The sequence below is a fragment of the Kitasatospora humi genome (assembly GCF_020907985.1).
In the GTDB taxonomy this organism is placed as follows: Bacteria; Actinomycetota; Actinomycetes; order Streptomycetales; family Streptomycetaceae; genus Kitasatospora; species Kitasatospora humi.
In genome coordinates, this window is sequence record NZ_JAJJPA010000014.1 from 20,462 (window position 1) to 40,580 (window position 20,119).

Consider the following 20,119-nt stretch of genomic DNA (forward strand, 5'->3'; position numbering starts at 1 on the left):
CCGGGCCGGCAACGCCGCAGGGCCGCCCCGAGCGGGACGGCCCTGCGGGCGGGGTGCGACGGCTCAGACCGGGAGCAGCTCCTGCTCGCTGGGCAGCTCGACGTGCGCGCCCAGCGCCCGCAGCTTCTCCAGGAAGTTCTCGTAGCCGCGGTTGATCAGCGAGATGCCGTGCACCGTGGAGGTGCCGTCGGCGGCCAGCGCCGCGATCAGGTAGGAGAAACCGCCGCGCAGGTCCGGGATGACCAGCTCGCCGCCGAGCAGCTTGGACGGGCCGGAGACGACCGCCGAGTGCAGGAAGTTGCGCTGGCCGAACCGGCAGGGGGTGCCGCCCAGGCACTCCCGGTAGAGCTGGATGTGCGCGCCCATCTGGTTGAGCGCCGAGGTGAAGCCGAGGCGCGACTCGTACACCGTCTCGTGCACGATGGACAGCCCGGCCGCCTGGGTCAGGGCCACCACCAGCGGCTGCTGCCAGTCGGTCTGGAAGCCGGGGTGCACGTCGGTCTCCAGCGCGATGGCGTTCAGCTCGCCGCCCGGGTGCCAGAACCGGATGCCCTCGTCGTCGACGGCGAAGGCGCCGCCGACCTTCCGGAAGGTGTTGAGGAAGGTCATCATCTCCAGCTGGCGGGCGCCGCGGACGTAGATGTCGCCCTTGGTGGCGAGCGCCGCACAGGCCCAGGAGGCCGCCTCCAGGCGGTCCGGCAGGGCCCGGTGCTCGTAGCCGCCCAGCGAGTCCACCCCGGTGATCAGGATGGTCCGGTCGGTGCCCATCGAGATGATCGCGCCCATCTTCTGCAGCACGCAGATCAGGTCGACGATCTCCGGCTCGATGGCCGCGTTGCGCAGCTCGGTGTCGCCCTCGGCGAGCACGGCGGTGAGCAGCACCTGCTCGGTCGCGCCGACCGACGGGTAGGGCAGCTCGATCTTGGTGCCGCGCAGCCGCTGCGGGGCCGTCAGGTAGGTGCCCTGCGGGTGCTTCTCGATGGTGGCGCCGAACTGGCGCAGCACGTCGAAGTGGAAGTCCACCGGCCGGCCGCCGATGTCGCAGCCGCCCAGGCCCGGGATGAAGGCGTGGCCGAGGCGGTGCAGCAGCGGGCCGCAGAACAGGATCGGGATCCGGGAGGAGCCGGCGTGCGCGTCGATGTCGGCGACGTTGGCACTCTCCACGTGCGACGGGTCGAGGATCAGCTCGCCCTCCTCGTCGCCGCTGCGCACCGTGACACCGTGCAGCTGCAGCAGGCCGCGGACCACCTTGACGTCACGGATGTCGGGGACATTGCGCAGTCTGCTGGGGCCCTGCCCGAGCAGGGCGGCCACCATCGCCTTGGGCACCAGGTTCTTGGCACCGCGGACACGGATCTCGCCTTCCAGCGGGTTTCCGCCGTGGACCAGCAGGACGTCGTCGGTCATCGTTCTCGCAATCCGGGGTTCGCAACCATGGCTCGGGGCGCCACCTTCGGTAGATGGTAGTAGCAGGATTCCTGGTTCCCTCGCCCACGCAGTGTGATCATGCTCTTTCCGGGTGGAATCACAAAACTCTCATGCGCCGAACGGGTGGTCGAATCGGTGGCAGGTTCTCCGCGCCGAACGTGTGTTCCGGTACCCGTCCGGGCGCACACTGCGGGATCATGTGGGCATGACCGCGGCCCATTCGCACACCGGCCGGCTGCTCGTGGCGACGCCCGTGCTCACCGACCCGAACTTCGCCAGGGCGGTGGTGCTGCTGCTCGACCACGACGAGCAGGGCGCCCTCGGCGTGGTGCTGAACCGGCCCACCCCGGTGGAGGTCTCCGACGTACTGGACGGCTGGTCCGAGCTGACCGGGTCGCCCCGGGTGGTCTTCCAGGGCGGCCCGGTGGGGCTGGACTCGGCGCTCGCCGTCGCCGTGGTGCCCGGCGAGCCCGGGCCGCAGGACCCGCTCGGCTGGCGCCGGGTGCACGGGGCGATCGGGCTGGTCGACCTGGAGGCACCGCCCCAGGTGCTGGCCGGCGAGCTGGGCGCGCTGCGGGTCTTCGCCGGGTACGCCGGGTGGACGCCGGGCCAGCTGGAGCAGGAGATCGCCGAGGGCGCCTGGTACCTGGTGGACGCCGAGCCCGGCGACATCTCCTGCCCCGCCCCGGAACGGCTGTGGCGCTCCGTGCTGCGGCGGCAGACCGGGGCGCTGGCGATGCTCGCCACCTACCCCGAGGATCCGAACCTCAACTGACCGGCCGCCGCTACGGCACCGGACGGGCGGCGGCCAGCAGGGCGTCCCGGACCGCCGGCCAGGCCGCCGTGAGCGGGTCGATCAGCTGGAAGTGGTCGATGCCGGGCAGCTCCCGCAGCTCCACCCGGTCCCCGGCGGCCGCGGCGAGCCCGGCGTAGTCGCGGCTCATCGCCACCGGCACCCGGTCGTCCTCGGCGCCGTGCAGCAGCGTGACCGGCACCCCGAGCGGCAGCAGGGCGGCCGGGTCGGCCACCGCGTACCGCTCCGGGTACGCGGCGGGATCGCCGCCGACCAGCCCCAGCACCGCGTCGTCCCCCAGGTGCCAGTCGGCGCACCGCTCCAGCGAGCTGCAGCCGGCCAGCACCACCACCGCGTCGGGCAGCGTCCCGGTGCGCCAGGGCGAGCCGGCCGGCAGCCGGCGCCGGGCGGCGGCCCACAGCGCCAGCTGCCCGCCGGCCGAGTGGCCCGCCAGCACGGTGCGGCCGCTGACCGGGTGCGGCAGCGGCCCGGCGAGCAGGTCGAGCGCGGCCGCCACGTCGTCCAGGGTGTCCGGCCAGCCGGTGCGCCGGTACTCCGGCACCGCGACCAGCAGGCCGCTCGCCGCCAGCGCGCTCGCCAGCGGCCCGGTGTGGGTCCGGTCGACCTCCGGCCGCCAGAAGCCGCCGTGCAGCAGCACCAGCAGCGGGGCCGGGCCGGGGCCGGGCGGTAGCCGCAGGTCGACCACCTGCTCCGGAAGCGGGCCGTAGCGCAGGGTGTGGTCGACCGGCGGGGCCGGGCGGGTGAGGACTGCTCGACTGTCCATGGCGGCTCCTGGTTCGCTGACGTTGGCTCAGAGACGACTGCGGAACTCCCACAGTTCCGGGTAGAACCGGCCGCGGGCAAGGTCGGCGAGGTGAGCGGCGCCGGAGCTGCCGCCGCTGCCGGGGCGCCGACCGATCTGACGCTCCACCACCAGCACGTGCCGGGCCCGCCAGAGCGCCCAGCCCTGGTCGTGCTCGAGCAGCGCCTCGGCCAGGTCGAACAGCTCCGATCCGCCCGCGTCGCGGACCACGGCGACCAGCGCGGCCCGCCGCTGGTCCGCCGTCAGCACCTGGTGGCCGGCCGTCGCCAGCACGGTGAGGAAGGCGTCCCACAGGTTCGGCTCGTGCATCCGGCGGCGCAGCCTGGCGTGTTCGGCGGGGGTCAGCCAGTCCAGGCCCTCCAGCCGTTCCGGATCAGCCGGCCCGGAGAGCAGCTCCACCTCCAGGAACTGCGCCGACTGCGCGCCGCTGGCGCTGCCCAGGGCGTCCCGGAAGTCCAGGAAGGCCGGCGGGGCCATGGTGTCCAGCAGCTCGATGGTGGTGAGCAGCGCCCGCTCGATCTCGCGGCAGCGGTGCAGCACCAGCCGGGCCCCGCGCGGCTGCCCGGCCAGCATCCGGTCGCGGGCCGCGGCCAGCTCGGTGAGCAGCTGCCGGAACCAGAGCTCGTGCACCTGGTGCACCGCGATGAACAGCGCCTCGTCGGTGCCCGGCCGTTCGGCGACCGGGTGCTGCAGCGCCAGCAGCCGGTCCAGCCGCAGGTAGGAGCCGTAGGTCAGGGTCGGGGTGGTGGTCGTCATGGCGCGAGGTCCACTTCGTAGAGCCCGTGGGCGGCGAACGCCTCCCGGACGCCGGGCAGGTCGAATGCCCCGACCGAGGCGCACAGGCGCAGCGTCGACCGGGCGATCTCCTGGATCCGCCGGGTGTCGAACCCCGGCGCGTAGCACTGGGCCAGCACCGCACCGACGGCCTGCCGGTCCAGACCGGCCAGCCGCAGCGAGTCCACCACCGGGCCGAGGTCGGCGCCGAGGGCGATCTGGATCAGATCGGGCAGGGCGAGGGCGGCGGTGCGGCGGTCCGCCGGGTCGAGCCCGGCCCACAGCTCGGCGAAGAAGGCCGAGAAGAAGCGGTGGTGGCGGCCCTCGTCGCGGGCGTGGTCACGCATCAGGTCGCGGACCGGGCGCACCACGCTCTCGTCGTTGGGCACCTCGGCCAGCACCGCGGTGATCAGGGTCTCGAAGACGACGGCCTGCAGCAGGGCGGCCAGCTCCGGCCGCCCGGGCAGCAGCCGGCGGGCCGAGGCGGCCATCCGGTCGACGAAGCCGCCGTAGTCGCGGTCCGGGATCGGGACCCCGGTGACGGCGGCGATCTGGTCGGCCAGGTCCAGGCTGTAGAGCGCGTGGTAGCCCTCGTCGCAGTACACCTTGAAGGCGTCCTCGCGCAGCCCGGCGGCCAGCGGCAGGCCGGTCCGCCCGTTGGCGATCCGCTCGGCGGCGCGGTTCACCACCCGGGTCTCCAGGTGGGTGGTGGCCAGCAGGAACCCGTACAGGTGACGGATGGTGAGCTCGCGGCGCCGGGCCGGCTCCAGGGCCAGCACGGCCGGGTGGTCCAGGTGCGGGACCAGTGCCTCGGGGAAGAAGACCAGCCCCTGCTCGGCGCCCTCGTGGAACATCCGGCGCACCCCGGTGCGCACCCCCGCGGCCTCGTACCAGCGGTCCAGCGGGCCGGGCGTGCCCGCGCCCTGCTTGCTCCGCCCGTTCACCGGGCACCGCCGCTCATCGGGCACCGTCCACCGCGGCGGCGACCCGCACCGCCGCGGCGTGCACCGGCAAGGTGCCGAGCCGGGCGATCGCCTCGGCCACCAGCGCCGGGTCCAGCGGGTGGCAGAGCCGGAACCAGCCGGGCTCGGGGGAGTGGAAGGCCCCGCCCGGCAGGACGTTGACCCGCAGCCGGTCCAGCACGTCGTGCCAGAGCCGGCGTTCACCGGCGAAACCGGGCTCCGGCAGGCGGTCGCGCAGGTCGATCCAGAGCGAGCAGCCGGCCTCGGCCACCCGGTGGGGGATGCCGTGCCGGCTCAGCTGATCGGCGGCGGCCGCGGCGGAGGCGCCCAGTCGGCGGCGGTTCTCGGCCAGGAAGGCGGCGGTCCTGGCCGGGTCGGCGAGCAGGGCGGCCAGCACCGCCTGGGTGCCGGTGGAGACCGGGGCGAAGTAGGCCAGCGCCCGCGCGGCGGCGAGCACCGCGGGGTCGGTGGTGTGCAGCACGCCGGCCTTGAAGCCGGGCAGGCCGAAGTCCTTGGCGAAGCCCCACACGGTGTGGCGGGCGGCGGCGGTGGGCAGCGCCTCCAGCGCGGTGAACGGACGCGGCCCGAAGACCGAGTGGGCGTAGATCTGGTCACCGATCAGCGCCACCCGGTGCTCCGCGGCCAGCTCGGCCAGCCGGGTCAGCTGCTCGGCGGAGTACACCTGGCCGAGCGGGTTGTGCGGCGAGGCCAGCGCGATCGCCCGGACCTGGGTGCCGATGCGGCGGGCCAGCCGCAGCGCCCGGTCGAGGGGCGCCGGGTCGAGCGCGAAGCCGTCGGCCGGATCCAGCGCGGCCGCGATCAGCCGGGCGCCGGAGCGCCCGCCGAGGTCGGTGTCGAAGGCGCCGTAGTAGGGGGCCGGCAGCACGATCGCGTCGCCCGGATCGCAGAGCGCGGTGGCGATCACGTCCAGGGCGGCGCTGGCCCCGCTGACCAGCACCAGGTGCTCCGGGTCGACCGGCGCCCGGTAGCCGGTGGTGAGCAGCTCGGCGATCCGTTCGCGCAGCACCGCCGTGCCGTGCAGCGGGGCGTAGCGGGTGTCCGGCTCGGTGAACGGCGGCAGCTCGGCGGCCAGCTCCGCGAGCAGGTCGCCGAGCAGCCGGTTCTCGGCGGTGCCCAGGTTGAGGTAGCCGTCCGGCCGCCGCTCGGGATGGTAGGGGTGGGCCTCGGCCCGGAAATGGGCCTCGGCGATGGCGGGTGTCGCGGCGGTCAGCGCCGCCGCGGTGCGGGAGACCATGGATGCCTCTCTGACGGGGCTGTCAGTGCGCCTGGCCGGTGAGCAGCCCGGGGTGGACGCCCAGGCCCATCGAGGCGTCGATCACGGCGCCGTTCAGCAGGGTGGAGAGCGGGCCGGCCAGCCAGAAGATCAACTCGGCCACCTCGGCCGGGTCGATCAGCCGCCCGCGGGGCAGCCGGCGCACCAGCTCGGCCTGCGCGGTCGGGTCCAGCGCGTTGAGCGTGCTGGTCTCGAACATGCCGGTCTCGACGGCGCCGGGGCAGATCGCGAAGACGTCCACCGGCTCATGGGCGAGCTCGGCCGCGAGCTGCCGGGTGAAGTGGCCGATGGCGGCCTTGCTCATGCCGTCGGCCAGCCGGAAGCCGGGGAACTGCGACACTCCGCCGCCGACGCTGGAGACGTTGACGATCTTGCCGCAGCCCTGCCCGATCAGCTGCGGCAGCAGTTTGCGGGTCAGCCAGAGCGGGCCGAGCGCATTGATCCGCAGCATCGCCTCGTCCCGTTCGTGCTGGCTCGGGCCGGCGTACCGGGCGACCGTGGCCGAGCCGACCGCGGCGTTGTTGACCAGCACGCAGACCGGACCGGGCAGCTCGTCGAGCAGCCGCTGGTGGTCGGCCCAGTCGCCCTGGTCGAAGGGGAAGGCCCGGACGGTGCCGGGCCCGTCGGCGTTGAGCTTCTCGGCCAGGACCGCGGCGCGGTCGGCCCCCAGCCGGTAGGTGAACCAGACGTTATCCCCGGCCTGCGCGAACCGTTCGACGCAGGCCGCGCCGATCCCTGCCGAACCCCCGGTGACGAGTACGTTGCGTGTCGACATCTGCCGCCCTTTCCCGGAACGTTGGGCCGTCGTGGCAGCGCTGAGTGACGGGCTGTGCTGATGGTGTCCAATCCGGGCGGTGGCGACAAGGATCACGCCCACGGGGCCCGGGGCTTGGTGAAGTCGGGGGTCCGTTTGCCGGGCGGCCCCCATAGACTTGGCCCTCATGAGCACTCTTGAGCCCGAGCGCGGCCTCGGTACCGGCACCCTGGTCGAGCCCGTCCCGCAGGTGTCCAACGGCGACGGTGACCACGAGCGCTTCGCGCACTACGTCCAGAAGGACAAGATCATGGAGAGCGCGCTCTCCGGCTCCCCGGTGGTCGCGCTGTGCGGCAAGGTCTGGGTGCCCGGGCGCGACCCGAAGAAGTACCCGGTCTGCCCGATGTGCAAGGAGATCTACGACGGCATCGGGGCCGGCGGCGACAAGGGCGGCGACAACAAGGGCAAGTAGGCCGGCCGGGCATCGGGCCCACGCGGGCCCGGGATAGGTCTGCACCGCCGGTGGTGCCGGGCGGGCTGCCCGCATGGAGCTGGTCCGTCCGCCGTCCGGCTCGACCCGCACCCCGCCCTGCCGCCCGGGCCGCACGGCACGCCGGCCGGCGGTCCGGCACCGAAGCCGCCGGACGCCGGCTGCGCAGCGGGCCGAGTGCCGCCACCGGGCCCGCCCTGCCACCGGGCCGACGGATCGTGGTCGGGCCCGGGCGGCCCCCGCTCGCCCCGGCCGGACCGGCCCGGCCGGCGCGCACCGGGCCGCCCAGTGCTGCGCAGGCTGCCGGGCCCCGAGGCGTGCCGCCGGGCCCTGCCGCGCGCCGCACCGGCTGGGCGCCGCCAGGTCGAAACCGGACGAGCCGAGCGGCCGTCAGGTGACGGGCGCTCAGGCCGTCCGGCGGCCACCCCGTGCACCGAATCCGCCGACCCGGCCCGCGACGCCGACCTCCGGGCGTTCCCCCGTTCGGCTGCACTCGTCGACACCGCCCGGTCCGAGCTGCCCCGCGAACCGCCGGATCGGGACCGGCCGGACCGCGAGCGGCGGCTCGGCGGCCGACCGGCCCGGCTGGACGCGCTCGGCGCGGCCCACCGCCCGCCGACCGGGCCGCATCCGGGGCGGCGGCGACCCGGGGTGGTGGGCCGACCGCCGGGCGGGCCGCCGCCGGTGCGCTGACGCCCCGTCCGGCCGACGGGGAACCTCCGGGACCGCCGGCGCGTCAAGATCAGGTGGCGGGCGGCCTCCCTTCGGGCCCCTGCGGCTTCAGTTCGGCAGCGCGGGCCCGTACTCTACGGGCGGTACCGCGACCGCGGTGCGCGGCAGGCCGACCGGTGGGCGGCCGACCGGTACGGCTGGGCCCGACCCGAGCGCAGCCCAGGAGAGTGGAGCATGGTGGGACCCAGGTGAATCGGACGATCATGCTGCCGACCTCCCTGGCGGAGGCCGTCGAAGCCCTGGGCACCAGCCCCGCCGCCGTGCCGGTGGCGGGCGGCACGGACCTGATGGAGGCGGTCAACGCCGGACGGCTGCGCCCCGCCGCGCTGCTCGGCCTCGGCCGGATCACCGAACTGCGCGGCTGGCGCTACGAGGACGGCGGCACCGCGGTGCTCGGCGCCGGCCTGACCCTGGCCCGGATGGACCGCCCCGACTTCGCCGCGCTGATCCCGGCACTGGCCGACGCGGCCCGCACCGCCGGCCCGCCGCAGACCCGCAACGTCGGCACCCTGGGCGGCAACATCGCCACCGCCGCGCCCACCGGCGACACGCTGCCGGTGCTCACCGCGCTGGAGGCGCAGGTGACCCTGGCCGGTGTCGGCGGCACCCGGGACGTGCCGGTCAGCCACCTGCTCACCGGCCTCGACCCGATCCGTCCGGGCGAACTGCTCACCTGGGTGCGGGTGCCGCTGCTGCACGCCCCCCAGGTGTTCCTCAAGGCCACCGGGCGCAGCGGTCCGGCCCGGGCCACCGCCTCGGTCGCCCTGGTGCTCGACCCGGCCCGGCGCGGGGTGCGCTGCGCGGTCGGCGCGGTGGCCCCGGTGCCGCTGCGGCCGCTGGAGGCGGAGGCCTGGGTGGCGGGCTGCATCGACTGGTCGGCGCGCGGCGAGGAGGGCGCCACGCCCATCGACCCGGCCGCGGCGGCCGCCTTCGGCGAGTACGTGGCCACCGCCTGCGTGCCGGACGGCTACGGCGCTGACGCGGCGTCGGGTCTGCCGCCCCAGGGGCCGACGGCGGCGGCCCTGGCGCTACGGCGTACCGTGGCGGTGCTGGCCCGCCGGGCGCTGGGGAGGGCACTGAAGTGACGGCCGAGGGGATCGCCCAGATGGGCACCGAACCGACGATGCATCCCGCCCAGCCGGGCGACGGGCGGCCCACCGCCTCGTACACGCTTCGGGTGAACGGCTTCGAACGGCCGGTCACCGACGCCTGGATCGGCGAGAGCCTGCTGCACGTGCTGCGCGAGCGGCTCGGGCTGGCGGGCGCCAAGAACGGCTGCGAGCAGGGCGAGTGCGGGGCCTGCTCGGTGCAGGTGGACGGCCAGCTGGTGGCCGGCTGCCTGGTGCCGGCCGCACTCGCGGCGGACAGCGAGATCGCCACCGTGGAGGGCCTGTCGGCCGGCGGCGCGGTCAGCGACGTGCAGCAGGCGCTGGCCGACTCCGGGGCGGTGCAGTGCGGCTACTGCACGCCCGGCATGGCGATGGCGGTGCACGACCTGCTGCAGCGCAACCACCGGCCCAGCGAGATGGAGGCCCGCCAGGCGCTCTGCGGCAACCTGTGCCGGTGCACCGGGTACCGCAGTGCGCTGGCGGCCGTGCAGACCGTCGCGGACCAGCGGGCCGCGGCGGTGCTGGAGGCCGAGGCGGCCGCGGCGGCTGACGAGGCGTCGGCACCGTCCGCCGACACCGTGGCGCCGGCGGGTCAGGAGCAGGTGGCCGCCCAGCCGGAACCGCCGGCGCCGGAACCGGCCGGCGCGCAGGTGCTCGACCCGCCGGTGTACCAGGACGCCTGGAGCGGCACCGCGACCGCCGGCGAGGTGCCGGTCTTCGAGGCCGACGGCGACTGGATCGCCGCCGAGGAGGCGCTGCCCACCGCCGACGGCGGCGTCGGCACCGTCCCGGCCCAGGGCTACCCCGGCTACGACCCGGCGAGCTACGCCCAGGGCACCGGCTATGACGCGGCGTCCGGCTACGAGCCGACCCCCGCGCACGGCACCGCCGTTCCGCCGTTCGACGCCACCCCGGCCCAGGGCACCCCGTACGAGCCGACCCCCGCGCACGGCACCGCCACCGCGCCGTACGACACCACCCCGGCCCAGGGCACCCCGTACGAGCCGACCCCCGCGCACGGCATCCCGCACCAGGGCGGCAGCTACCCGGCCGCCCCGCCCTACGCCGCCGGCCCGTACGCCCAGGCGCCCTACCCGGGCACCGCCTACGACCCGCTCGGCTACCAGGGCACCCCGGCCCACGGCGTCCCCGCGCCCGCCACCCCGTTCGACGGCACGGTCTACGAGACCGCGCCCGGCACGCCCGAGGCCGGCACCCCCGCCCACGGCCTCCTCCTCCCCGAGGACGACCGCGCATGACCGACCAGCTCGACCGCCCGGCCGAGAGCACCCCCGCCCCGGCCTACGGCCTGGGCAACTCGCCGCTGCGCACCGACGCGCTGCCCAAGGCGCTCGGCATCTACCCGTACGCCGCCGACCTATGGGCGGAGGGGCTGCTCTGGGGCGCGGTGCTGCGCTCGCCGCACCCGCACGCCCGGATCGTCTCGATCGACACCTCGGCGGCGCTGGCGATCCCCGGGGTGCACGCCGTGGTGACCGCCGCCGACCTGCCCGCACAGCCGGTCGACGGGGGTACCGCCCCGCCGTCCGACCGGGGTGCGGAGCGCCCGGTGCTGGCCGCCGACGTGGTCCGCCACCACGGCGAACCGGTGGCCGCGGTCGCTGCCGACCACCCCGACACCGCCCGGCTGGCCGCCGCGTCGATCCTCGTCGAGTACCAGCTCCTGGAGCCGCTGACCGACCCGGAGCAGGCCTTCAACGGTCCTGCCCTCCATCCGAACGGCAATCTGCTGCGCCACCTGCCGCTGCGCCACGGCGACCAGGAGGCGGTCGGCGAGGTGGTGGTCGAGGGGCTCTACCAGGTGGGGCGGCAGGACCCGGCGCCGATCGGCACCGAGGCGGGCCTGGCAGTGCCGCGGCCGGACGGCGGGGTCGAGCTGCACCTGTCCTCCACCGACCCGCACGGCGACCGGGACAGGGTGGCGGCGCGGCTCGGCCTGGAGCCGGACCGCGTGCGGCTGGTGGTCACCGGCGTGCCCGGGGCGACCGCGGACCGCGAGGAGCTCTCCTTCCAGGTGGTCCTGGCGCTGCTGGCGCTGCGCTCCGGGCGGCCGGTGAAGATGGTGCTGACCCGCGAGGAGTCCTTCCAGGCGCACGGCGGCCGGCGCCCGGCGCTGCTGCGCTACCGCCACCACGCCGACGCCCAGGGCACGTTGGTCAAGGTGGAGGCGCAGATCCTGCTGGACGGCGGGGCCTACGCGGACGTCTCGGCCGAGGTGCTGGGCGCCGCCACCGCGTTCGCGGTCGGACCGTACGTCTGCCCGAACGTCGCGGTGGACGCCTGGGCGGTGCGCACCAACAACCCGCCGGCCGGCCGGATGCGCGGCGAGGGCGCGCTGCAGTCCTGCTTCGCGCACGAGTCGCAGATGGACCTGCTGGCCGCCCGGCTCGGCCTGGACCCGCTGGAGATCCGCCGCCGCAATGCGATGACCACCGGCGACTCGCTGCCCACCGGACAGGCCGTCACCTGCCCGGCCCCGGTCGGCACGCTGCTGGAGGCGCTCGACGAGGTGCCGCTGCCGGCGCTGCCGCTGGACGACCCGGACACCCCCTGGCTGCTGCCCGGCGGACCGGGCGGGGCCGGCGACCCGGCTGCGGTGCGGCGCGGCATCGGCTACTCGGTCGGCATGGTGCACATGCTGGGCGCGGAGGGCGCGGACGAGGTCTCCACCGCCACCGTGCGGGTCAGCGGGGACCACGCCACGGTGATCTGCGCGGCGGTCGACGCCGGGCAGGGGTTCGCCACGCTGGCCCGGCAGATCGTGCAGTCGGTGCTCGGGGTGAGCGAGGTCTACGTCGCGCCGGTGGACAGCGACCAGTCGATCGCCGGCCCGTCCGCCCGCGGGCGGCACACCTGGGTCTCCGGCGGGGCCGTGGAGAAGGCCGCGCTGATGGTCCGCCACCAGCTGCTGCAGCCGATCGCCGCGGACTTCGGCATGTCCGTGGAGCTGCTGTCGATCGCCGACGGCAAGATCACCTCTTACGACGGGGTGCTCGGCATGCCGGTCACCGAGGCGCTGGAGGGCAAGGAGCTGTGGGCCACCGCGCAGTGCCGCCCGCACCCGACCGAGCCGCTGGACGAGGCCGGCCAGGGTGACGCCTTCGTCTCGATCGCCTTCTGCGCGATGCGTGCCGTGGTGGACGTGGACATCGAGCTGGGTGCCGTCCGGGTGGTCGACGTGACGGTGGCCCAGGACGTCGGCCGGGCCCTGAACCCGGGGCAGATCGAGGACCGGATCGAGGCGGCGGTGGCCCACGGGGTCGGCGCGGCCCTGCTGGAGGACCTGCGCACCACGGCCGGCGTGCCGCACGACCTCTCGCTCACCGGCTACCGGTTGCCCACCTCGCTGGACACCCCCGAGGTGCGGATCGCCACGCTGGTGGAGGAGCGCGACGTGGTCGCCACCTTCGGCGCCAAGGCGGTCAGCGCCGTCCCCGCCGTGGTGGCCCCGGCCGCCGTCGCCGCCGCCGTCCGCGCCGCCACCAACCTCCCGATCGGCCGCCTCCCGATCCCGCCGCAGGACGCGGTGGCGGGCTGAGCGGGCCGCTCGGGAGGCCCGTGTGCGGTGCGGGCCGAACGGGATCCACCGGTCCCCGGCGGGATGCGCCGGGACCGGTGACCTCATGGATGCGGTGGTGCGGCCGGCAAGGGAGGCCGTGACGGGAATCGAACCCGTGTACACCGCTTTGCAGGCGGTTCCCTGAGCCACTCGGGCACACGGCCGGGGGGACGGTCAGTCGGCGGGACGACAGGAGGGGGCGGTGCGGCGCATTCGCGCTGTCTCCTCTCCGCTCCCGTCGGCTTCCGCCGGTGAGCTCCGGCGGGGCCGGTGGGAAAGAGCTTAGGCGACACCCAGTGGGGTCGGTCAATGGCCGAATGTGACGGCCGCATGAAGTCCTAGGACCAAAGGGTCAGGAGCAAACCAAGCACACGCGACTTACCATGGCAGTCATGACCGCGCCCGACTCCGCCCTGATCAGTCAGCTCACCCCGCCTGACCAGGGCGGAGTGCTGAGCGCCCGGTACCGCGCACTGACCCTGGGGATCGTGTCGGTGGTGCTGCTGCTGGCCTTCGAGGCGACCGCGGTGAACACCGCGATGCCGGTGGCGGCCCGCCAGCTGCACGGGGTGGGGCTCTACGCCTTCGCGTTCTCCGGCTACTTCACCAGCACCCTGTTCGCCATGGTGCTCTCCGGCGAGTGGTGCGACCGGCGCGGGCCGGTGCTGCCGCTGTTCGCCGGGATCGGGGTGTTCGCCGGCGGGCTGGTGGTGGCCGGCACGGCGGCGGACATGTGGCTGTTCGTCAGCGGCCGGGCGATCCAGGGCCTGGGCGGCGGACTGGTGATCGTGGCGCTCTACGTGGTGGTCGGGCGGGCCTTTCCGGAGCGGCTGCGGCCGGCCGTCTTCGCCGCCTTCTCGGCGGCCTGGGTGCTGCCGTCGATCGTCGGGCCGGTGGTCTCCGGGGCGGTCACCCAGCACCTGGGCTGGCGCTGGGTGTTCCTCGCCGTGCCGCTGCTGGTGGTGCTGCCGCTCGCCGTGATGGGACCTGCGCTGCGCCGGGCCGAGCGGGAGCAGCAGGCTCCGGCGGGCGGCGCGCTGAACCGGCGGCGGATCGGGTTCGCCGCGATGGCCGCGCTCGGCGCCGGACTGCTGCAGTGGGCGGGGGAGCGGCGCGACCCGGTGGCGCTGCTGCCCGCGCTGGTCGGGCTGGCGCTGCTGGTGCCCGCGGTGCTGCGACTGCTGCCGGTCGGCACCCTGCGGGCCGGGCGCGGGTTGCCGACCTTGATCCTGCTGCGCGGGGTGGCGTCCGGTTCGTTCTTCGCCGCGGAGGCGTTCATCCCGCTGATGATGGTGACGCAGCGCCATCTGTCGCCGACCATGGCGGGACTCACCCTGACCAGCGGCGGGCTCTCCTGGTCGCTCGGCTCCTGGCTGCAGGGCCGGCCCGGCGCCGACCGGCACCGCGAGCTGCTGATCCGGCTCGGTTTCGTGCTCACCGCGGTCGCCATCGCGGGCGCCGCCCTGGTGCTGCTGCCCGGCATGCCGACCTGGACGGCGGCGGTGGCCTGGGCCTTCGGCGGGATCGGGATGGGTCTGCTGATCGCCAGCATCAGCGTGCTGATGATGAAGCTCTCGCCGCCCGGGGCGGCCGGCGCCAACTCGGCGTCGCTCCAGGTGTCCGACTCGCTCGGCACGGTGCTGCTGGTCGGCCTGGCCGGAGTGCTGTTCGCGGCGGGCGGCGGCGGCGCGGTCACGGCGGCCACCGCGGGTGCGGGCGTGCCCGGTGCGGCGTTCGGCACGATCTTCGTGGTGATGGCCGCGGTCGCGGTCGGTGGTGCGGCGCTGGCCGGCCGGGTGCGGCCGCGCGACTGAGCGCCCGTCGGGCCGTCAGGAGCCGTGCCGCCGCCGGTTGTGCGCGACGGCGGCCGCCGCGGTGCCCAGCAGGATGACGCCGGCCAGCGCCTCCGGGACGTTCGGTCCGGCGCTGCCGCCCAGACCCGCGTGGCTGGGGCCGCTCGGTCCGCTGGGACGGCCGCTCGGGGCGCGGTGCTCCTGGTGACCGCCGTGGCTCGTCGCACCGCCGCGCACCGTGATGGTGGTGGTCGCCCCTCGCCTGGCGGCCGTGGCGCAGGTGACGGTCACGTCGTAGACGCCGGGCCGGGCGTGCTCGGGCACCGTGGCGACCGCGCCGACCAGGCCGTGCAGCGAGCCGAGCCCCACCGCCGGGATGTCCCGGGCGGAGCCGGTGGCGGTGCCGTCGGCCTGCCCGCGCGCCTTGAAGGTGGCCAGCCCGCCCGCCTGGTCGCAGTTGCCGCCGTCGAACAGGGTGAACCGACCGCCGGGGGAGACCGGGTCCGGCTCGATGATGACCGGATCGGCGGCGGCCGGGACGGCCGCGGCCAGCCCGGCGACCAGGGCGAGCAGCCCGGTGGCGGCGAAGTGGCGAACGCGCATGGCAAGGGATTCCTTACGGCGGGTGATGGGTGCTGACAACAGGAAACCGGCCCCGCATCACCGCCGCACCCCGAGCGGGCCGGCCGGGAACCGGAGGAACCGGCTGCCACCTGGGGTGATGTCCGCTCACCCGAGTGGCGCCGAACGGGCTCAGCCGGCCTTGCCGAGGTAGCTCGACCAGCCGCCTTCCGGACTCTGGCCGACCTCCAGCGCCTGCAGCTTGCGCAGCACCCCGGGGTCCTGGACCTCCAGCCACTGCACCAGCTGGCGGAACGAGACCAGCCGCACCTCGGGCTTGTCGGCGATGGCCTCCAGCACCTCCTCGACGGCGTTCATGTAGATGCCGCCGTTCCACTGCTCGAAGTGGTTGCCGATGTACATCGGCGCGCGGTTGGTGGTGTAGGCGCGTTGGAAGCCCAGCAGGTAGGCGTCCCGGGCCTGCTTCTGCCAGGCGCCGTACATCATCGGGTTGCCCTTGGGGTCGTCGCCCGACTGGTTGTACATGATGTTGTAGTCCATCGACAGGACCTGGAAGGAGTGCCCGGGGAACGGGATGGACTGCAGCGGCATGTCCCAGAGCGCGCCGCCCTGGAACTTCTGCGGCCAGATCTGCAGCCCGCCGGGACCGCTGGCGTCGTACTTCCAGCCGCGGGCGGCCGCGGTCGGCAGCAGCGCGCGCTGCCCCTCCAGGCAGGGGGTGCGGCCGCCGATCAGCTCCTTGCGGTAGTCGAAGGGCAGCGCGGGCAGGTCGGGGCGACCGGTGTTGGTCTTCCAGGTCATGACGAATTCCATGGCCTGCTCGATCTCGCTCTCCCACTCCTCGGACGACCAGCGGCCGACCCCGTTGGCGCCGCAGAAGTGGCCGTTGAAGTGGGTGCCGATCTCGTGGCCGTCCAGCCAGGCCTCGCCGACCTGGGTCAACGTGGCGTGGATGTGCTCGTCGGCCAGGTAGCCGATGTCGGAGGCGCCGATGCTGTGCTGCGGCGGGCGGTAGAGCTCCTTCTTGTCCTCGGGCAGCGCGTAGATGCCGCTCAGGAAGAAGGTCATCGAGGCGTTGTGCTCCTTGGCCAGGGCGCGGAACCGGGAGAAGAGCTTGTTGTCCAGCTCGCCCGCGCCGTCCCAGGAGAAGACCACGAACTGCGGCGGGCGCTGGCCGAGTTCCAGGGGTTCGGGGACGGGCTGGTTGGGTTGCGGGCCGGTGTCGGAGGTGGAGCCGTCGCCGATCAGGACGGCGGGCGGCTTGGCCGGGGTGCTGGGCGCGGCCGGGGAGGCGGAGCCCTTGGCCGCCGCGGCCCCGCCGACCGGCGCCGCCCTGTGGTCGCCGGTGGCGGTACGGGCGCAGCCGGCGGCCACCGAGGCGGCCGTGGCGGCGCCGGCGGCGAGCAGGGAACGGCGGGACAGGGCGTCCATGATCACTCCAAGTCGGATGCGGCAAGCGACGAAATTTGCGGCCCAACGGCCATGCGGATTCCGGCTTGTGGCGTTTTGTCCGCTAACTGACCGTTATGGGCTATTTTTCATAGAATCGCATGGCCTGGTCCGGACGGCGGCCCCGGAGGGCGTTCAACCGGCCGTTAGGACCAGCCGATCGGCGTGTCGACGCGCCAGCCGTAGCGAACGATCATTCAGATTGGAACGCAGGCAGGGCGGGAGGAGCGCGGGTCGCCATGTGGCAGTCGGTACTGAACGCCTACCACTCCCGAGTCGTCGAGCCGGGCAGGGAGCCGCTCTTCCTGCTGCTGCTCGGCCTGATCACCGCCTTCCTCTTCATCCGGCTGAGCACCCGGCTGATCCGCCGCGGCACCCCGTGGTGGCCCGGCAACGTCACCCCCGGCGGACTGCACATCCACCACGTGGTCTTCGGCCAGGCACTGATGCTGGTCGCCGGAGTCGGCGGCTTCACCGTGCACAGCTCGACCGGCCCCCTGCGGGAGGTGTTCGCCGGAGCCTTCGGGATCGGCTGCGGCCTGGTCCTCGACGAGTTCGCACTGGTGCTGCACCTGGAGGACGTCTACTGGAAGGAACAGGGCCGCAAGTCGGTGGACGCGGTGATCCTGGCCGTGGCGCTGATCGGACTGCTGCTGCTCGGCCAGCTCCCGCTCGGCGGGTTCGCCGGCAAGGTCACGACCTCACAGCTGGTGCTGGCCGCGGTGCTGCTGGCGCTGGTGGTGGTCAGCCTGCTCAAGGGCAAGCTGTGGACCGGCCTGCTCGGCGTGATGGTCCCGCTGCTCGCGGTGGTCGGCGCGATCCGGCTGGCCCGACCCGGCAGCCCCTGGGCCCGCTGGCGCTACCGCAGCCGCCCGCGCCGGATGGCCCGCGCCGAGCGGCGCGAGGCCCGGGTGCACCGGCGGCTGATGGCAGTCAAGACCGCCGCCTACAACCTGCTGGCAGGCGCCCCCGACGTGACCGCCGAGCCGGCCGCCGCGGCACCGCCACCCGCCGTCGCACCCGCGGAGCCGGCTCCGCCGCCGGTGCCGCCACCGCCGCCGGCCCGCTGGCGGCAGCGCTGCGGCAGCTACGCCGAGTGGTACCTGCGGGTCGCGGCCGCGGTCAACCTGCTGACCGGGCTGGTCACGCCGTTCCGGGAACGGGTGCACAAGGTCGACAGCGGCCAGTACTTCACCCCGGTGCTGTTCACCGCCGGCTTCACCGCGGCGCTGTTCACCGCCCTGCTGGCCGTGATGCTGCGCCGCCGCAAGCGGGCCGCCTGGATCGTGGCCACCGTGGTGGTCGCGGGCTACGCGGTGCTCTTCGGGCTGGCCCTGGCGGCCCTGCCGGAGGACCGCGCGCATCCGTTCAACTGGGTCTCGGCCGCCCTCACCGCGAGCGTGCTGGCCGCGCTGCTGCTCAGCCGGCGGGTCTACCAGGTGCGCGGCGCGCCCGGCAACGTGCTGATCGGGCTGAGCAGCGCGGTGGTCGGCGGCGCGCTGGTGCTGGGCCTCGGCGCGGTGCTGATCCGGGCCAGCAGCTCGCCGCCGGTGCCGGACTGGGGCGACTCGTTCCGGTACGCCGCGATCCGCCTCTTCACCACCACGGGCTTCGGCGAGCTGGTGCCCGCGGTGACCGTAGCCCGCTGGGCCGACCTGGCGATCAACGTGCTCGCCGCCGCGGCGTTCCTGATCGTGCTGCGGGTCTTCTTCCGCTCCCCGCGCGACCGGATCTGGCTGCAGCCCGAGGACGAGCAGCGGCTGCGCGCCCTGCTGGACCGGCACGGCGCCCGCGACTCGCTGGGCTACTTCGCGCTGCGCCGCGACAAGTCGGTCTGCTGGTCGCCGTCCGGCAAGGCCGCGGTGCTGTACCGGGTGGTCAACGGGGTCGCGCTGGCCTCCGGCGACCCGATCGGCGACCCGGAGGCCTGGCCGCAGGCGATCGACCGGTGGCGCGAACTGGCCCGGGCCAACGCCTGGGTGCCGGCCGTCACCGGCGCCGGCGAGCAGGCCGGCATCGCCTACCGCCGGACCGGCCTGAAAGCCCTGGAGTTCGGCGACGAGGCGATCGTCGAGGTGGAGGACTTCAGCCTGGAGGGCCGTTCGATGCGCACCCTGCGGCAGGCCCACAACCGGGTCCGCAAGGCCGGCTACCACGCCGTGATCCGCCGTCACCGGGACATCCCGGAGGCCGAGCTGGCCGAGCTGGTGCACCTGGCCGACGCCTGGCGGCACGGACGCACCGAGCGCGGCTTCACCATGGCGCTCGGCCGGCTCGGCGACCCGGCCGACGGCGACTGCCTGATGGTCGAGTGCCGCGACGAGAACGAACGCACCTGCGCGTTGCTCAGCTTCGTGCCGTGGGGCGCGCACGGCCTCTCGCTCGACCTGATGCGCCGTGACCGCGAATCGGAGAACGGGCTGGTGGAGTTCATGGTCACCGAGCTGCTGCTGCGCGCCGCGCACGGCGAGCCGGAGGTCACCCGGGTCTCGCTGAACTTCGCGATGTTCCGCTACGTCTTCGAGGCCGGCGGCAAGCTGGGCGCCGGACCGGTGCTGCGGCTGTTCCGGACCGTGCTGCGGTTCCTCTCCCGGTGGTGGCAGCTGGAGTCGCTGTACCGGGCCAACGCCAAGTACCAGCCCGTCTGGGAGCCGCGGTTCGTGCTCTACGAGAAGTCCTCCGAGCTGCCGGTCATCGCCGTCGCCAACGGCATGGCCGAGGGGTTCCTGGTCCGGCCGCGGCTGCTCGGCGTCGGCGCGCTGCGCCGCTCGTCCACCGATCACCCGTCCGGAGGCGCAGCCGATGCGCGGCAGCGCGCCTCCGGCTTGGCCGGAGCGGGCCCGACCGGAGGGGCGGTGGAGTGATGGCGGCACCGCACGGCGGGGCGCCCGGGCATCGAAGCCCCTGGTCGGGGGCGGTGCTGCTGGGGGCGGCGGTGGTCGCGGGCGCCTGGCTGGTGCGGGACGGCGTGCACGGCGCGCCGCCGCCGGCCCCCGCGCCCGCCCAGGCACCGGGGGCCGGCGGGGTGCGGGCGCCGGGGACCACCGGCGACCCGATGGGGCGGTCGCGGCCGGTGCGGATCAGCATCCCGGCGATCGGGGTGGACGCCCCGGTCACCGGCGTCGGCCTGGATCCCGAGGGCCACCTGGCCACCCCGCCGGCCCAGGACCGCAACCTGGCCGGCTGGTACCAGGACGGGGTGACGCCGGGTCAGCGCGGCACCGCGCTGCTCGCCGGGCACGTGGACACCGCGACCGGCCCGGCCGTCTTCCACGGACTGGGCGCGCTGCACCGCGGCGACCGGATCGACGTGCTCCGGGACGACCGCAGCACCGCCCGGTTCACCGTCGACGGGATCGAGGTCTATCCGCGCACCGCCTTCCCCGACCAGCAGGTCTTCGGCCAGGCCCCGGACCCCCAGCTGCGCCTGATCACCTGCGGTGGCGGCTACCGCAAGGGCGACGGCTACCAGGCGAACGTGGTGGTCTACGCGCATCTGGCCGGCCGCCGCGCAGCCGGGTGACCCCTCGGGGCGGGCCCCGATCGCGGGGCGCCC

16 protein-coding genes and 1 tRNA gene are annotated in these 20,119 nt (G+C 74.9%); 8 read left to right on the forward strand and 9 right to left on the reverse strand.

Going from position 1 to position 20,119, the window contains the following annotated elements; genetic code table 11:
• Positions 1–63: 63 nt before the first annotated feature.
• A complete protein-coding gene (gene murA, locus LN042_RS15760) occupies positions 64–1,407 on the reverse strand; it encodes a UDP-N-acetylglucosamine 1-carboxyvinyltransferase (protein WP_230051846.1) in 1,344 nt (447 codons plus the stop codon).
• 226 nt (positions 1,408–1,633) lie between these two features.
• Here murA and LN042_RS15765 point away from each other — a divergent pair, with 226 nt between their 5' ends.
• Entirely contained in the window at positions 1,634–2,203 is a 570-nt protein-coding gene (locus tag LN042_RS15765; protein ID WP_230051847.1) for a YqgE/AlgH family protein, read from the forward strand.
• A 10-nt stretch (positions 2,204–2,213) separates the two neighbouring features.
• Here LN042_RS15765 and LN042_RS15770 read toward each other — a convergent pair whose 3' ends face one another.
• The 5 genes from LN042_RS15770 to LN042_RS15790 are packed head-to-tail and all read right to left on the reverse strand — an operon-like array spanning position 2,214 to position 6,849.
• Positions 2,214–3,005 (reverse strand): alpha/beta hydrolase family protein, encoded by a 792-nt coding sequence (locus tag LN042_RS15770; protein WP_230051848.1) that lies wholly within the window; start codon positions 3,003–3,005, stop codon positions 2,214–2,216.
• Between the two features lie 27 nt (positions 3,006–3,032).
• Positions 3,033–3,800 (reverse strand): tryptophan 2,3-dioxygenase family protein, encoded by a 768-nt coding sequence (locus tag LN042_RS15775; protein WP_230051849.1) that lies wholly within the window; start codon positions 3,798–3,800, stop codon positions 3,033–3,035.
• On the reverse strand, positions 3,797–4,762 hold the full coding sequence (locus LN042_RS15780) for a diiron oxygenase (protein WP_230051850.1): 966 nt from the start codon (positions 4,760–4,762) through the stop codon (positions 3,797–3,799). The genes LN042_RS15775 and LN042_RS15780 overlap by 4 nt, the downstream gene beginning before the upstream one ends.
• A 13-nt stretch (positions 4,763–4,775) precedes the next feature.
• Positions 4,776–6,035: an aminotransferase class I/II-fold pyridoxal phosphate-dependent enzyme gene (locus LN042_RS15785; RefSeq protein ID WP_230051851.1), complete on the reverse strand. Its 1,260-nt coding sequence runs from the start codon at positions 6,033–6,035 to the stop codon at positions 4,776–4,778.
• 22 nt (positions 6,036–6,057) lie between these two features.
• Positions 6,058–6,849, reverse strand: coding sequence for an SDR family NAD(P)-dependent oxidoreductase (locus LN042_RS15790; protein WP_230051852.1), 792 nt, complete (start codon positions 6,847–6,849; stop codon positions 6,058–6,060).
• Between the two features lie 166 nt (positions 6,850–7,015).
• Between LN042_RS15790 and LN042_RS15795 the strand changes: the two genes are divergently transcribed.
• The 4 genes from LN042_RS15795 to LN042_RS15810 all read left to right on the forward strand — a co-directional run bounded on the left by LN042_RS15795 (position 7,016) and on the right by LN042_RS15810 (position 12,718).
• Positions 7,016–7,300 carry a DUF3039 domain-containing protein gene (locus LN042_RS15795; RefSeq protein WP_101381600.1) on the forward strand — a complete coding sequence of 95 codons (285 nt, stop codon included), beginning with the start codon at positions 7,016–7,018 and terminating at the stop codon, positions 7,298–7,300.
• A 953-nt stretch (positions 7,301–8,253) separates the two neighbouring features.
• Entirely contained in the window at positions 8,254–9,135 is an 882-nt protein-coding gene (locus LN042_RS15800; protein ID WP_230051953.1) for an FAD binding domain-containing protein, read from the forward strand.
• Between the two features lie 20 nt (positions 9,136–9,155).
• Positions 9,156–10,418 (forward strand): (2Fe-2S)-binding protein, encoded by a 1,263-nt coding sequence (locus LN042_RS38020; protein WP_372495749.1) that lies wholly within the window; start codon positions 9,156–9,158, stop codon positions 10,416–10,418.
• A complete protein-coding gene (locus LN042_RS15810; RefSeq protein ID WP_230051853.1) occupies positions 10,415–12,718 on the forward strand; it encodes a xanthine dehydrogenase family protein molybdopterin-binding subunit in 2,304 nt (767 codons plus the stop codon). Before LN042_RS38020 ends, LN042_RS15810 begins: the two co-directional genes overlap by 4 nt.
• 113 nt (positions 12,719–12,831) lie before the next feature.
• Here LN042_RS15810 and LN042_RS15815 read toward each other — a convergent pair.
• Positions 12,832–12,903 (reverse strand) — tRNA-Cys (locus LN042_RS15815).
• A 228-nt stretch (positions 12,904–13,131) separates the two neighbouring features.
• Here LN042_RS15815 and LN042_RS15820 point away from each other — a divergent pair.
• A complete protein-coding gene (locus LN042_RS15820) occupies positions 13,132–14,553 on the forward strand; it encodes an MFS transporter (protein WP_230051854.1) in 1,422 nt (473 codons plus the stop codon).
• A gap of 15 nt (positions 14,554–14,568) precedes the next feature.
• Here the strand turns inward: LN042_RS15820 and LN042_RS15825 are convergent, their stop codons facing one another.
• Positions 14,569–15,135, reverse strand: a complete 567-nt coding sequence (locus LN042_RS15825) for a hypothetical protein (RefSeq protein ID WP_230051855.1) — start codon at positions 15,133–15,135, stop codon at positions 14,569–14,571.
• A gap of 150 nt (positions 15,136–15,285) precedes the next feature.
• Positions 15,286–16,545 (reverse strand): polysaccharide deacetylase family protein, encoded by a 1,260-nt coding sequence (locus LN042_RS15830; protein ID WP_230051856.1) that lies wholly within the window; start codon positions 16,543–16,545, stop codon positions 15,286–15,288.
• Between the two features lie 257 nt (positions 16,546–16,802).
• Here LN042_RS15830 and LN042_RS15835 point away from each other — a divergent pair, with 257 nt between their 5' ends.
• Positions 16,803–19,427 (forward strand): phosphatidylglycerol lysyltransferase domain-containing protein, encoded by a 2,625-nt coding sequence (locus LN042_RS15835; protein WP_230051857.1) that lies wholly within the window; start codon positions 16,803–16,805, stop codon positions 19,425–19,427.
• The gene (locus LN042_RS15840; RefSeq protein WP_230051858.1) at positions 19,427–20,086 is read left to right on the forward strand and encodes a class F sortase; all 660 of its coding nucleotides are present in this window, start codon (positions 19,427–19,429) and stop codon (positions 20,084–20,086) included. The genes LN042_RS15835 and LN042_RS15840 overlap by 1 nt, the downstream gene beginning before the upstream one ends.
• Positions 20,087–20,119: the final 33 nt, after the last annotated feature.